At 44.7% G+C, this 13,037-nt stretch carries 13 protein-coding genes; 11 read left to right on the forward strand and 2 right to left on the reverse strand.

The genetic code is table 11. The features are described 5' to 3' along the window. Nucleotides 1-37 precede the first annotated feature (37 nt). A complete protein-coding gene (locus tag ACH59B_RS07700) occupies nt 38-565 on the reverse strand; it encodes a phosphatase PAP2 family protein (RefSeq protein WP_013370069.1) in 528 nt (175 codons plus the stop codon). A 600-nt stretch (nt 566-1,165) separates the two neighbouring features. On the opposite strand from ACH59B_RS07700, the gene ACH59B_RS07705 reads away from it, so the two are divergent. The 9 genes from ACH59B_RS07705 to ACH59B_RS07745 all read left to right on the forward strand — a co-directional run bounded on the left by ACH59B_RS07705 (nt 1,166) and on the right by ACH59B_RS07745 (nt 9,578). Continuing rightward, a complete protein-coding gene (locus ACH59B_RS07705) occupies nt 1,166-2,404 on the forward strand; it encodes a glycosyltransferase family 2 protein (RefSeq protein WP_017426627.1) in 1,239 nt (412 codons plus the stop codon). Between the two features lie 320 nt (nt 2,405-2,724). Continuing rightward, nucleotides 2,725-3,222: a translation initiation factor IF-3 gene (infC, locus tag ACH59B_RS07710; RefSeq protein WP_007429515.1), complete on the forward strand. Its 498-nt coding sequence runs from the start codon at nt 2,725-2,727 to the stop codon at nt 3,220-3,222. 20 nt (nt 3,223-3,242) lie between these two features. Next, nucleotides 3,243-3,443, forward strand: coding sequence for a 50S ribosomal protein L35 (gene rpmI / locus ACH59B_RS07715; protein WP_007429516.1), 201 nt, complete (start codon nt 3,243-3,245; stop codon nt 3,441-3,443). Nucleotides 3,444-3,495: 52 nt separating this feature from the next. After that, on the forward strand, nt 3,496-3,855 hold the full coding sequence (rplT, locus tag ACH59B_RS07720; RefSeq protein ID WP_007429517.1) for a 50S ribosomal protein L20: 360 nt from the start codon (nt 3,496-3,498) through the stop codon (nt 3,853-3,855). 367 nt (nt 3,856-4,222) lie between these two features. Continuing rightward, on the forward strand, nt 4,223-5,260 hold the full coding sequence (locus ACH59B_RS07725) for a BMP family protein (RefSeq protein ID WP_016820568.1): 1,038 nt from the start codon (nt 4,223-4,225) through the stop codon (nt 5,258-5,260). Between the two features lie 137 nt (nt 5,261-5,397). Next, the gene (locus ACH59B_RS07730) at nt 5,398-6,936 is read left to right on the forward strand and encodes an ABC transporter ATP-binding protein (protein WP_242210690.1); all 1,539 of its coding nucleotides are present in this window, start codon (nt 5,398-5,400) and stop codon (nt 6,934-6,936) included. Beyond that, nucleotides 6,929-8,008, forward strand: a complete 1,080-nt coding sequence (locus ACH59B_RS07735; RefSeq protein WP_016820564.1) for an ABC transporter permease — start codon at nt 6,929-6,931, stop codon at nt 8,006-8,008. Before ACH59B_RS07730 ends, ACH59B_RS07735 begins: the two co-directional genes overlap by 8 nt. Nucleotide 8,009: 1 nt before the next feature. Beyond that, nucleotides 8,010-8,969: an ABC transporter permease gene (locus ACH59B_RS07740; protein WP_010349245.1), complete on the forward strand. Its 960-nt coding sequence runs from the start codon at nt 8,010-8,012 to the stop codon at nt 8,967-8,969. Nucleotides 8,970-9,227: 258 nt separating this feature from the next. Then, complete coding sequence (locus ACH59B_RS07745; RefSeq protein ID WP_013370077.1) at nt 9,228-9,578, forward strand: hypothetical protein; 351 nt, start codon at nt 9,228-9,230, stop codon at nt 9,576-9,578. Nucleotides 9,579-9,612: 34 nt separating this feature from the next. Here ACH59B_RS07745 and ACH59B_RS07750 read toward each other — a convergent pair whose 3' ends face one another. Further along, on the reverse strand, nt 9,613-10,053 hold the full coding sequence (locus tag ACH59B_RS07750) for a GNAT family N-acetyltransferase (protein ID WP_013370078.1): 441 nt from the start codon (nt 10,051-10,053) through the stop codon (nt 9,613-9,615). A gap of 613 nt (nt 10,054-10,666) precedes the next feature. On the opposite strand from ACH59B_RS07750, the gene ilvB reads away from it, so the two are divergent. Then, nucleotides 10,667-12,412: a biosynthetic-type acetolactate synthase large subunit gene (gene ilvB / locus ACH59B_RS07755; RefSeq protein WP_242210692.1), complete on the forward strand. Its 1,746-nt coding sequence runs from the start codon at nt 10,667-10,669 to the stop codon at nt 12,410-12,412. A 1-nt stretch (nt 12,413) separates the two neighbouring features. Then, nucleotides 12,414-12,899, forward strand: coding sequence for an acetolactate synthase small subunit (ilvN, locus tag ACH59B_RS07760; RefSeq protein WP_013370080.1), 486 nt, complete (start codon nt 12,414-12,416; stop codon nt 12,897-12,899). Nucleotides 12,900-13,037: the final 138 nt, after the last annotated feature.

The following is a 13,037-nucleotide window of genomic DNA, read 5'->3' on the forward strand; positions in this document are numbered from 1 at the left end:
TTCCTGCTGGGATGTTCTCAATCATACCATATCGGCTTTAAGGCCAGAATGCAACCGTTCCTATTGCTGCAGACGTTCCGATGACTGCTCCTGCAAGTACATCCGTGGGATAGTGAAGCCCCAGATAAATTCGAGAAAAACCTACAATTATCGCTACTGGCAACAGCAACAGTGCTAGCATGGGTGACTGCAGCATAAAAGGAACGGTAGCCGAAAAAATTGCGGTCGTGTGTCCTGAGGGAAAAGAATGATCCGACAGGGGATTGCGAAATGTATTCGTACCTGGTAGCGCCAAGTACGGACGTATCCGCGGATACAGCTTTTTAACGATAGCCACGGGGATGTGACTGACCGCAAGAGCGATAGCTCCTTTCATGCCGGAATCTTTCCATGGATACGGAGCGAGCCACCAGATAAGAAGCGTAGAGGCTATAGTAAAGGTAGCGCCGCCTAAATGTGTGAGATAGTACAGCCAAAAGTTCAAAAAACGGTTGTGTAAGCGCCCGTTGATCCATTTGAACAATCGCTGCTCCAGATTTACAAGTTTTACGACTAGACGTTGCATTTGGTTTCCTCCGGTTGCCGGTTCAGGTCTGTCGGCAAATATTTTGAATCCATTTGACAGAATCAGATCTAAGTAATTATTCTCTTGCTCTCATCATATTTTTAAACGCTGTTCATTTCAAGAATCACCACTTATCTGGTTCAATTCTACACAAAAATGTTAATGGAATATAAGCAGTATTGTATAACTTTCTTTGCGTTCATCCGTCTAATAAGATAGAGTGATTAGAAGTGGTTGCTAATTGGCCCACAAAAAGGAGGGACCAAAGAAATAAAAAGTTAGCAAATGGATGAAAATAAGACCTAAGCGTCATGAATGAAAGGTCCAGCGCCGCATTCTCGGTTCAAACGGGAATTTGTCGTGTTTTTTTGCTGCTGAGACCCGTTTAGGGGCTTTGACAAAAGATTGAAAACCAACGAAAATCGTAATGGCATTCCTGTGTCAGCCAAAAGGGGGCTGCGCAGAGCCGAAAGAAGAAAGCAAGGGTCGGGTCAAAACTACAGAAAAGGCGCACAAAGCGCCGCAACTTGCGCTACACAGATAGAAAACAGACAAACGCAAGATTTTTAAAGGGGTATAAAAAGGGGGTAACAAGAGATCATGTTAGACGCTATTTTTGTGACGCTCCAGATTATACTGGCGTTGATCGCAGTCTATCAGTTTGCATTCTCCTTGTTCGGATTGGTTCGCAAGAAAAGGAAAGAGCAGGCGGCTCCAGAAAAATCATTTGCCATTTTAGTCGCTGCCCACAATGAAGAACAAGTTGTCGGAGCATTGATGGAAAATCTCAAGCAGCTTGACTATCCAAAGGAGCTGTACGACGTATTCGTAATCTGTGATAACTGCACAGATAAGACAGCGGACATCGTTCGTGCTCACGGCATGAATGCATGTGAACGTACGAATCCGAATTTGCGTGGTAAAGGCTATGCTATTGAGTGGATGCTCAAGGAGCTATGGGCTATGCCGCGTCAATATGATGCCATTGTCATGTTTGATGCTGACAATTTGGCGCATACCAATTTCTTGAGCGAAATGAACAATGACTTGTGCTCAGGCGCCCGTGTTATCCAGGGATACATTGATACTAAGAATCCTGAGGACTCTTGGATCACAGCCGCATACGGGGTATCTTATTGGTACATCAACCGTTTGTGGCAGTTGTCACGTCACAACCTGAATATGGCTAATTTCCTCGGTGGTACAGGCATGTGCTTTGAAACAAATCTGCTCAAGGAAATGGGCTGGGGTGCAACAAGTCTGGTAGAGGATTTGGAATTCACTATGCGTTGTACACAACGCAACGTATATCCAAGATTTAATTACGATGCCAAGGTTTATGATGAGAAGCCGTTGACGTTCAAAGCTTCGTCCAGACAGCGTCTGCGCTGGATGCAAGGTCACTTTACGGTTGCTCGTCGTTATTTCTTCCCGTTGCTGTGGCAGAGTATCAAGCATAGAAGCCTGATTAAATTCGATATGGCTCTTTATGGTCTAAACGTGTATATCGTACTGTTTACCTTCTTGATGACAGTAGCGATGTGGGTAGATATTGCATTATTTGGTGGACCTAATATTGAAAATATCTACGTACAATTCCCTGCTTGGACCGGTTTTGTGGCTGTGGGGCTGAATATTGTTACCTTTTTGATCGCGATGATCTTGGAAAAGGTCACGTTCAAAAAAGTATATTTGTACTTGCTGCTGTTCCCGGTCTATCTGATTTCGTGGTATCCGATTACGTTCTATGCGTTCTTTACACAGAACAACAAGCAATGGAGTCACACCCAGCATACGCGTGTCGTTCGTCTGGAAGAGGTTCAGAGCAAGCAAGGTTAATGGACGATAAAGTAAAACTTTGTGTCCTACAGAGGCTGGGCTTCAACTGTTTTTATAAAAGTGTTGACGACTCAGTAGTAACATGATATGATATTCGAGTATGTTAATTGAAAAGTATGGATTAACAAGTAGAAGGACCGACTTCTCACCTGTCCGGTATTGCCGGCTGGTCATGATCCAATGATTTGTGAATTGAACTTTCATGATGAATTGAGTATCAGACAGGGATGTCGGCTGCATAGTCGTCATCCCTTTTTTGTGCTTAAACACAATACAACAATAACAGGTTCTGGAGGTGGAGGGTTATTAGTAAGGAACATATGATCAATGATGAGATTCGAGTGAGAGAAGTACGTCTAGTTGGTGCAAACGGGGAACAAATCGGGATTAAACCGACTCGTGAAGCTTTGCAAATGGCGATTGACGCAAACTTGGATCTCGTGAACGTGGCGCCTCAAGCGAAGCCGCCCGTGTGTCGGATTATGGATTACGGAAAATTCCGCTATGAGCAACAAAAGAAAGAAAAGGAAGCCCGTAAAAACCAGAAGATCGTTGACATCAAAGAGGTATGGTTCCGTTCCAACATCGAGGAACATGACTACCAAACCAAGTTTCGCAATGTGGTGAAGTTCCTGAATGAAGGGGACAAGGTGAAATGCTCTGTTCGTTTCCGTGGTCGCGAAATTACCCATGCTAATGTGGGTCAAAAAATTCTCGAACGTGTGAAAACGGAAGTTGCTGATCTTTGTACCGTGGAGCGCCAACCCAAGCTCGAAGGACGCAGCATGATTATGATATTGGCTCCAAAGAGTCAATGACAAATTAAGGAGGAAGTTCAATGCCAAAAATGAAAACACATAGCAGCCTTAAAGGCCGCTTCAAAATTACCGGTACTGGTAAAGTGACGCGTTACAAAGCTTACAGAAACCACTTGCTTTCCCACAAATCCAAACGTGCAAAACGCGTTCTGGGTACTAACCCTGAGATGGCACCTGGGGACGTTAGACGTTTGAAACAAGGTCTTGCTAACCTGAAATAGCATAAGCACGGCAATAAATAAAGTATAAACATTATTTGGGAGGTCTTTTGATATGGCAAGAGTAAAGGGCGGATTCGTCGTTCGTCGTCGTCATAAAAAAGTATTGAAGCTTGCTAAAGGTTATTTTGGTTCCAAACACCGCATTTTTAAAACAGCTAACGAGCAGGTAATGAAATCGCTTGTTTACGCATACCGTGACCGTCGTCAGACGAAACGTAACTTCCGCAGACTGTGGATCGTGCGTATCAACGCAGCAGCTCGTTTGAATGGTTTGTCTTACAGCAAATTGATGCACGGTCTGAAATTGGCTGGTGTAGACATTAACCGTAAAATCTTGGCTGATCTTGCAGTCAATGATATTAATGCATTCAACTCTTTGGCAACTGTTGCTAAAGGCAAAATCAACGCTTAATTAAGGCGTGAAAACCGCGAAAGTGGTAACAAAGGTGTCCCGAGCAGTACGCTGTGTAGGGACGCCTTTTTTTGTACATACTTAACATTAAAAAAGACTTCATTTTCTTCAAAATACGAATAAATATGACGTATGATGATAGAATGTATGGTTTTTTCAACTTTGTAACGCTTACATTTTTAGAATTCTAAAAAAAATTGACCCAAGGTTATTAATTGTCTAGATTTTAGCCGATCATAATTGTATAATCTCTAAAGTAAGTCTTCTGTACGATCTGTCTCGTCAGTAAATGACATGAAAATGAAATACATTTTCTAAAGAAAAGAGACAGTCCAGGGATCTAACACTAAGGGGGAACAGTATCAGCATGAAGAAATTGTTTAGTATGTCTTTGGTTATGCTGCTGGCGATCTCGGTCATTCTCGCAGGCTGCGGTAACAAAAATCAAGGTGCTTCCAACGCAAATGGTGGAGAAGCAGGCGGTTCTGCCAAAACATCAAATGTCCAACTTGGCATGGTTACAGATGTGGGTGGAGTAAACGACAAATCGTTTAACCAATCTGCTTGGGAGGCACTTCAAGCTATTGAGAAAGAATCAGGCGTTAAAGTTAAATACCTGCAAAGTAAATCCGACCAAGATTATATTCCTAACCTGAACCAATTCGTTAAAGGTGATTTTAACCTGACTTGGGGTATCGGTTTTAATCTGGCGAATGCGATTGGACAAGTAGCAAAAGACAATCCGAACAAAAATTTGGCGATCATTGACAGTGTTGTGGATGCGCCTAATGTCAAATCGGTTGTATTTGCTGAAAATGAAGGTTCCTTCCTGGTAGGGGTTGTAGCTGGTAAGCTTACTAAAACAAACAAAATTGGTTTTGTGGGTGGACAAGACAGCCCGTTAATCAAACGTTTTGAAAAAGGGTTTGAAGCAGGGATTAAGGCTGTAAATCCAAAAGCACAACTGATTGTGAACTATACGGGTGCGTTTGATAAGCCGGATTTAGGTAAAGCTGCAGCAGCAACGATCTACAACGATGGTGCAGATATTATTTTCCATGCAGCTGGCGGATCAGGAACAGGCGTATTTAACGAAGCACTTGCACGTAAGCAGCAAGGTCAGCAAGTATGGGTTATCGGCGTAGATAAAGACCAATCCCTTGAGTTTGGTGATGAAGTAACATTAACGTCGATGGTAAAACGCGTAGATGAAGCAGTAAAACGCGTATCCCAAGAAGTAATTGACGGTAAGTTTAAGGGCGGTGTCGAAACACTGGCTCTGAAGGATAACGGAATTGGTTTGGCAGATACATCTACGAAAAACGTTCCTAAAGACGTGCTTGATCTTGTAGAACAATACAAGCAAAAAATCATTAAAGGCGAAATTACAGTTCCTTCGAAATAAGTTAGGTGAAGAACATAAAGGTGGCAACAAGGCTGGTTCATAAGACTAGCCTTGTTCTTACGTCTGGAGTTATAAGATTATAACGGTCAAAATCAGCTCATTGGAGCACATACTATAAAGTGTATAAGGGTGATCTCATGGATGCAGCGACCCCCGTCGTTGAGTTAAAGCAAATTACAAAACGATTCCCCGGCATCGTTGCCAACGACTCCATCAGCATCAAGCTGCATAAAGGAGAAATTCACGCCCTTTTGGGTGAGAATGGCGCGGGCAAATCTACGCTTATGAATATTCTTTTCGGACTGTATCAGCCGGATGAAGGGACCATTGAAATGGGAGGGAACCCCGTACAGATTGATAGTCCAAATAATGCAATTGATCTGGGGATCGGCATGGTGCATCAGCATTTTAAGCTCGTACAGCCGTTTACCGTAACCGAAAATATTGTCCTTGGGTCGGAGCCACGTAAGGGTCTGAAAATCAATTATAAAAAGGCTGCCGCAGAAGTACAGCGGTTGTCTGAACAATACGGACTTCAGGTAAATCCGAATGCCAAAATTGAGGATATATCTGTTGGTATGCAACAGCGTGTGGAAATTATCAAAACGCTTTATCGCGGTGCAGATATTCTAATTTTTGATGAGCCAACAGCGGTGCTGACACCACAGGAAATCTCTGAGTTGCTGGACATTATGAAGCGCTTAGTAGCTGAAGGCAAATCAATCATTCTTATCACTCATAAACTCAAAGAAATTATGCAAATTGCAGATACGGTTACGATTATTCGCCGAGGTAAAGTTATTGACACGGTCAAAACATCTGAAACAACACCAAATGAGTTGGCGGAGAAAATGGTGGGCCGTCGTGTGTCCTTTAAAGTGGATAAGAAGCTTGCTCAACCAGGACAAACTGTACTGGAAATGAACAAAGTAATTTCTAAAAACAAGGATGGCATTCATGTTCTGAATGAATTGAACCTGCAGGTCAAGGCCGGCGAGATTTTGGGGATTGCCGGAGTAGACGGCAATGGACAGAGTGAGCTAATAGAAGCTTTGACAGGCTTGCGCAAGGTGGATAGTGGAAGTATCCGTTTGCTCGGAACAGAACTGGCAAATCAGCCACCGCGCAAAATTTCAGAGGCAGGCGTTTCACATATACCGGAGGATCGCCATAAGCATGGGTTGGTGCTCGATTTTTCCATGAGTGAAAATATGGTGCTGGAGACGTATTATCAGGCGCCTTACAGTAAAAACGGCTTCTTGAACAAGGACGCTATAGAAAAACAGGCAAAAAGTCTTATTGAGAAGTTTGATGTTAGAACACCAGATATTCATACCAAGGCAAGATCGCTATCTGGTGGAAATCAGCAAAAGGCAATCATAGCGCGTGAAATTGATAAAAACCCAGACCTTCTCATTGCGGCGCAGCCTACACGCGGGCTGGATGTCGGAGCTATTGAATTTGTCCAGAAACAATTGATTGCTCAGCGGGATCAAGGTAAAGCGGTACTGCTCATTTCTTTTGAGCTGGACGAGATTATGAATGTATCCGATCGAATTGCTGTTATTTATGAGGGTAAGATTGTCGGGGAAGTACTGCCTGAAGAAACGAATGACCAGGAACTGGGGCTAATGATGGCAGGAAGTGCAGTGAAGAAAGGAGTAGAGAATGGCTAACCTATTGAAAATATTCACAAAAGACTCCTTTGTTCTGGCTCTGGTCTCTATTATTCTAGGCCTCATTCTGGGTGCTATCGTGATGTTGATTGGCGGGTATGATCCTATTGTGGCTTATTCCGCTTTGTTTAGCCGTGTGTACGGAGATTCCTACAATTTTGGCGAAGCGATCCGTGAGATGACACCGTTGATTTTAACAGGCTTGGCATTTGCTTTTGCGGCTCGTGCCGGGTTGTTTAACATCGGTGGCGAAGGTCAGTTTTTGGTCGGTATGACAGCTGCTTCGATTGTAGGTATCAAACTTCATGGGCTGCCTGCTATCCTTCATGCACCGCTGGCTGTGATCGCAGGAGCTGTTTTCGGAGGCTTGTGGGCTGCGATTGCTGGCTATTTGAAGGCCAAGCGAGGCGTGAACGAAGTTATTACATGTATTATGATGAACTGGATCGGTCTGTATTTGGCTAATTTGGTAATTAATCAGTTCGCACTTATGGAAGGCGAAAATCGCTCTGTGGATATCCAACCTTCCGCTTCTATTTCCATTGATTGGCTGTCCCAGATGATGGGGAATGCTCGGGTTCATTGGGGCACAGTTATTGCTGTGCTGGCGGCAGTGTTTTTCTATATTTTCATGTGGAAAACAAAGCAGGGCTATGAGCTTCGCGCTGTCGGATTTAATCAGGATGCATCCCGCTATGCAGGTATGAATGTAAATCGTAATATCATAAAAGCGATGTTTATTAGTGGTGTTTTTGCCGGATTGGCTGGTGCCTTTGAGGTGCTGGGGGTTTTCCATTATCAATCTGTCATGGCAGGATCACCAGGAACCGGCTTTGACGGTATCGCTGTGTCTTTGATCGGGATGAATAATCCGTTCGGTGTGTTGCTCGGTTCTGTTTTGTTCGGAACGCTCACGTATGGTTCTGCGGGAATGAGCTTTAGCGCGGATGTACCGCCAGAAATTATCCGGGTAGTTATTGGCTCGATTATTTTCTTCATTGCGGCCCAAGGTATTGTGCGTTGGGTTGTGAAGCCGCTCTACTCCAAGCGGAAGAAAGAGAAGGTGTTGTAAAATGAGTTGGTTAACACTTGGTGAATTAATCCATACAACGCTCGTTTTTGCGACGGCGATTATTTTTGCGTCTCTTGGCGGAGTTTTTTCGGAAAAATCCGGTGTAACGAATCTTGGACTGGAAGGTCTTATGGTGTTTGGCGCGTTTGCGGCAGGTGTGGGCGGATTTTATGCTGAGCAAGCAGGATTAGGTGGCACCTCTGCGGCTTGGGTAGGTGTGCTGTCAGCTGCGGTGTTCGGTATTCTGGTTTCGCTAATTCATGCTGTAGCCTCTATTACATTCAAGGCTGATCAGGTAATCAGCGGGATTGTCATTAACTTCTTGGCAGCAGGTAGTACACTTTACATGGTTAAGCTGTTATTTGAGGGTGATGGGGACACCGGTCGAATTCAAGGTTTTAACGAGATATCCATTCCTTATCTTGTGGATATTCCGATTGCAGGAAAAGCATTCTTCCAAGCCTATCCAACGACATATCTAGCTATTCTATTAGTTATTATCGGCTACTTTACTTTGTATAAAACTCCGTTTGGCTTGCGTTTGCGTTCAGTAGGGGAGCATCCGGGTGCAGCCGATACCGTGGGGATCAAGGTCAATCGCCTTCGTTATATCGGTGTTATGATTAGTGGTGCGTTGGCTGGGATTGGTGGAGCTACGATCACTTTGACTACAACCAATATGTTCTCACATAATACCGTTTCAGGGCAGGGCTATATTGCTATTGCGGCTATGATTTTCGGTAAATGGAATCCGCTCGGTGCTTTTGGAGCGGCAGTGTTTTTCGGTTTTTCACAAGCAATTCGCAACTATGTGCAGTTGTTTGCATGGTCGCAAAGTATTCCCCAGGAAATTATTTTTATGTTGCCGTATCTCCTGACAATTATTGTGCTGGTAGCGGCAGTTGGACGTTCACGCGCTCCGGCCGCTTTGGGTCAACTGTATGATCCAAGCAAGCGTTAATGACTCATAGACAACTGAATGTTTTTAAATACACATATTGGTGTATATGAAAATCTGGTATCTGCATGTGCAGGTACCAGATTTTTTTACATTGTGCAGGCATTTAAACATACGCTTATGGCTTGAATGGAATAGACTGTGCTATGCAGATTGGACGGACGCTCGGCCCCTGTCAGCTCCAGTCTATTTTGTGGTGGTGGTAAGCTATCAAGGAGCCGTTCAATCTGTCCATCCGTTGAGAAAGAAGGAGGAAATACGATGAAACAGGCAGTAACCAGAAAGCAGGTGGAGAAGCTTGTCGGCAAAGTCATCTTCGCTACACGTAAGGATGGCTCCCGGGTCAGTGGCAAGCTGATTCGCATTTCAGGTAACCGACTGATTCTCCAACCAAACCGTAAGAAAAAAGTAAACACGAAGGCGATTATTCCTCTGGTGCTTTTTGATTTGCTTGCCATTGGCACAGCTCCATACGTGGGTGCCTACGGTGGCTACGGTCCAGGTTATGGAGGACCAGGCTATGGAGGGCCAGGATATGGTCCACAGTATGGACCGTACACAGACGGGGGCTACCCAGGGGTAGGCTATCCTTTTTACCCTAACTTTTTTTAGTTTTACAAAATCACGACCCTGAAAACCATACTTTTCACAGTGACTTTTCGAGTTCGTGACATCGGCTTAGAGCCACATATCGTAGCATGTGGTATTGATGGCGTAGATAAAAATGGATCCCTCGCACATTGTCTTCGTCCACCATCACTTTAGCCCGCTTGCAACGTCGCAGTCGGCCGTATTGCTCGGCATACTCCAGCAACTTTTTTCCGTATCTTTTACCTTGATGAGCCGAAGAAATTGCGATCAAATCAATGTATAATAGTTCTCCATGCAGCATAACATGAATGAAGCCAACAACCTGTGCATTATCCGGTCTGCAAGCTACAAAAGTGATGCCCCGGTTTAAGCGCCGGGGTAATTCTTTACGTATTTGATCCATTTCTTGGGCACTTAAATGCGATAGAGGGACAAGCTCTTGCTCGATTAGACGAAAGATCATGTTGTCATCTTGGGCGCATCGTTTGCGAATCATAAACGGGCCTCCTTTTTTACCCTTTTAACAAGATATGTCATGGCTTTGGAGGAGTACAAAGTCTCACTGTGCGGTCTTTTTTATAATATGCGGGTACCTCTTACAAGCGTGCGGCTCAGAGGGGCTTAAGCAGAGAAACATAAATTTTTATGAAATCTGGGTATTGACTATCCCAGATGGGGGACATATAATGTGTCTAAACATTTGAAAGAATGACATGAACACAACGGCAATGAAGAGGACGAAGTGATTAGGGCTCTTTTGTTCAGAGAGTGAGGCATTAGCTGCAAGCTTCACCAAAATCCCTTTTTAACGAGCTCACCTTGGAGCTGTTTTCCTGAAAAGTATTCGGGCCCCATGATATTAACGGTGCGCCGAATCGCCTATTAGGGAAAATCGTACGGTCTACGTTACAGACGCCAGATATGGAGATCCTTTGTGATTTCTGTACCTGCCAAGGTTCGATATTGCGAAATATCGGGCAAACACGGGTGGTACCACGGAAGCTACAGCCTTTCGTCCCTCAGTAACAGCAAGTCTGTTCTAGGGATGAAAGGTTTTTTTGTTTTTACAAATGTCAGCTGTATGTAAATTTTGTAAAGGAGGATGACCAATGAGTGCACAAATTCCTGAATTTAGGTCAACCGATGAATTACGTCAAAAGTGGATGAAGCCTGAGATGATTACAGGTTCGGAAATTTTACTCCGTAGCCTTTTGCTGGAGGGAGTAGAGTGTGTCTTTGGATATCCAGGTGGTGCAGTGCTTTATATCTATGATGCCATGTACGGCTTCAAGGATTTCAAGCATGTCCTCACTCGTCATGAGCAGGGAGCTATTCATGCGGCAGATGGTTATGCACGGGCAAGCGGTAAAGTTGGTGTCTGTATCGCGACTTCCGGACCTGGAGCGACAAACCTGGTAACTGGCATAGCGACAGCTTATATGGATTCGGTGCCGTTGGTGGTCATCACGGGTAATGTTGTATCTTCCCTGATCGGTACAGATGCTTTCCAGGAAGCTGATATCACGGGAATTACAATGCCGATTACGAAACACAGCTATCTGGTGAGAGATGTAGAGGATCTGCCGCGAATCATCCATGAGGCATTTCATATTGCCAATACAGGTAGAAAAGGACCAGTACTGATTGATATTCCGAAGGATGTCTCCGCAGCCCAGACGTTGTTTGTTCCACAGACGGAACCTGTGACCATGCGGGGTTACAACCCGAATGTGTTGCCCAACAAAATTCAACTAGACAAGCTGACTCAAGCTATCGCCGAAGCGGAACGTCCATTCATTCTGGCAGGTGGAGGAGTTGTATACTCCGGTGGACATGAAGCACTTTACGAATTTGTTCGTAAAACGGAAATTCCGATTGCAACAACATTGCTTGGTTTGGGAGGATTCCCAAGTGGACATGAGCTCTGGACAGGGATGCCGGGAATGCACGGAACATACACTTCCAATCAGGCGATTCAACAGTCGGATTTGCTGATCTGTATTGGTGCCCGCTTTGATGATCGGGTGACAGGCAAGTTGGATGGATTTGCTCCTCAGGCAAAGATCGTACACATTGATATCGACCCTGCGGAAATTGGAAAAAATGTGGCCGCGGATATTCCAATCGTAGGCGATGTGAAAGCAGTATTGGAATTGCTGAATCAGGATGTGAAACGCGCAGACCTGGCTGATGCATGGAGAGCGCAAATTCAGCAATGGAAGGCAGAGAAGCCTTATTCTTATAAGGATTCTGAAACGGTGCTTAAGCCACAATGGGTTATCGAATTGTTGGATAAAACGACCAAGGGTGGAGCAATCGTTACGACGGACGTAGGACAGCATCAAATGTGGGCAGCACAGTATTATAAATTTAATCAGCCACGCTCATGGGTTACCTCTGGCGGACTGGGTACGATGGGATTTGGTTTCCCTTCTGCCATCGGCGCTCAGATGGCCAATCCTGACAGATTGGTAATATCGATTAACGGAGACGGCGGCATGCAGATGTGTTCGCAGGAATTAGCCATCTGTGCAATCAATAACATTCCGGTCAAAATCGTAATCATCAACAACCAGGTACTTGGAATGGTTCGCCAATGGCAGGAATTGATCTATAACAATCGGTACAGTCACATTGACCTGGCTGGAAGCCCGGATTTTGTGAAACTGGCCGAAGCATACGGTGTCAAAGGACTGCGTGCTACGAATAAGGAAGAAGCACGTCGGGCTTGGCAGGAGGCGCTTGATACACCCGGACCGGTCGTTGTCGAGTTTGTAGTCAGCAAGGAAGAGAATGTATATCCGATGGTGACGCAAGGTTCGACAATTGATCAAATGCTGATGGGGGACGAGTAAAATGACGACAAAAAATACCATTGCTGTACTGGTAAATGATCATCCCGGCGTTTTGCAACGTGTATCTGGACTGTTTGGTCGCCGTGGCTTCAACATTGAAAGCATAACTGTGGGTCAATCGGAGGAAGTTGGATTATCCCGTATGGTCATTGTGACTGTAGGAGATGAGAACAACCTGGAGCAGATTGAAAAGCAGCTTTACAAGCTGGTTGATGTGATCAAGGTCATCGATCTCAGTTCCAAGCCGATGGTTGCTCGGGAATTGGCAATGATTAAGGTAAAGGCTGAACCGCCTCAGCGACCAGAAATTATGGGCGTGGTAGAAACGTTCAGAGCAGCTGTAATTGATGTTGGAACGACAAGCTTGATTGTTCAGGTCATTGGCGATACTGAAAAAATCGATGCGATGATCGAGTTGTTGAAGCCTTACGGTATTCGCGAGTTGACCCGAACCGGGGTTACAGCTATGATACGTGGAAATGCATAATATAAAGCTTTAACGATTTACCGCTTATAGCGCATTACATCATTAAAGAACCGCCCGCATAAGAGCGGGTGCTCGAAGAGATTTTTAGATACCAATCATGAGGCGAAGTCTCTTGGAGTACCCGCTCATTATGAAGGG

This window comes from Paenibacillus sp. DP01 (genome assembly GCF_044784315.1).
GTDB classification, from domain to species: Bacteria; Bacillota; Bacilli; order Paenibacillales; family Paenibacillaceae; genus Paenibacillus; species Paenibacillus polymyxa.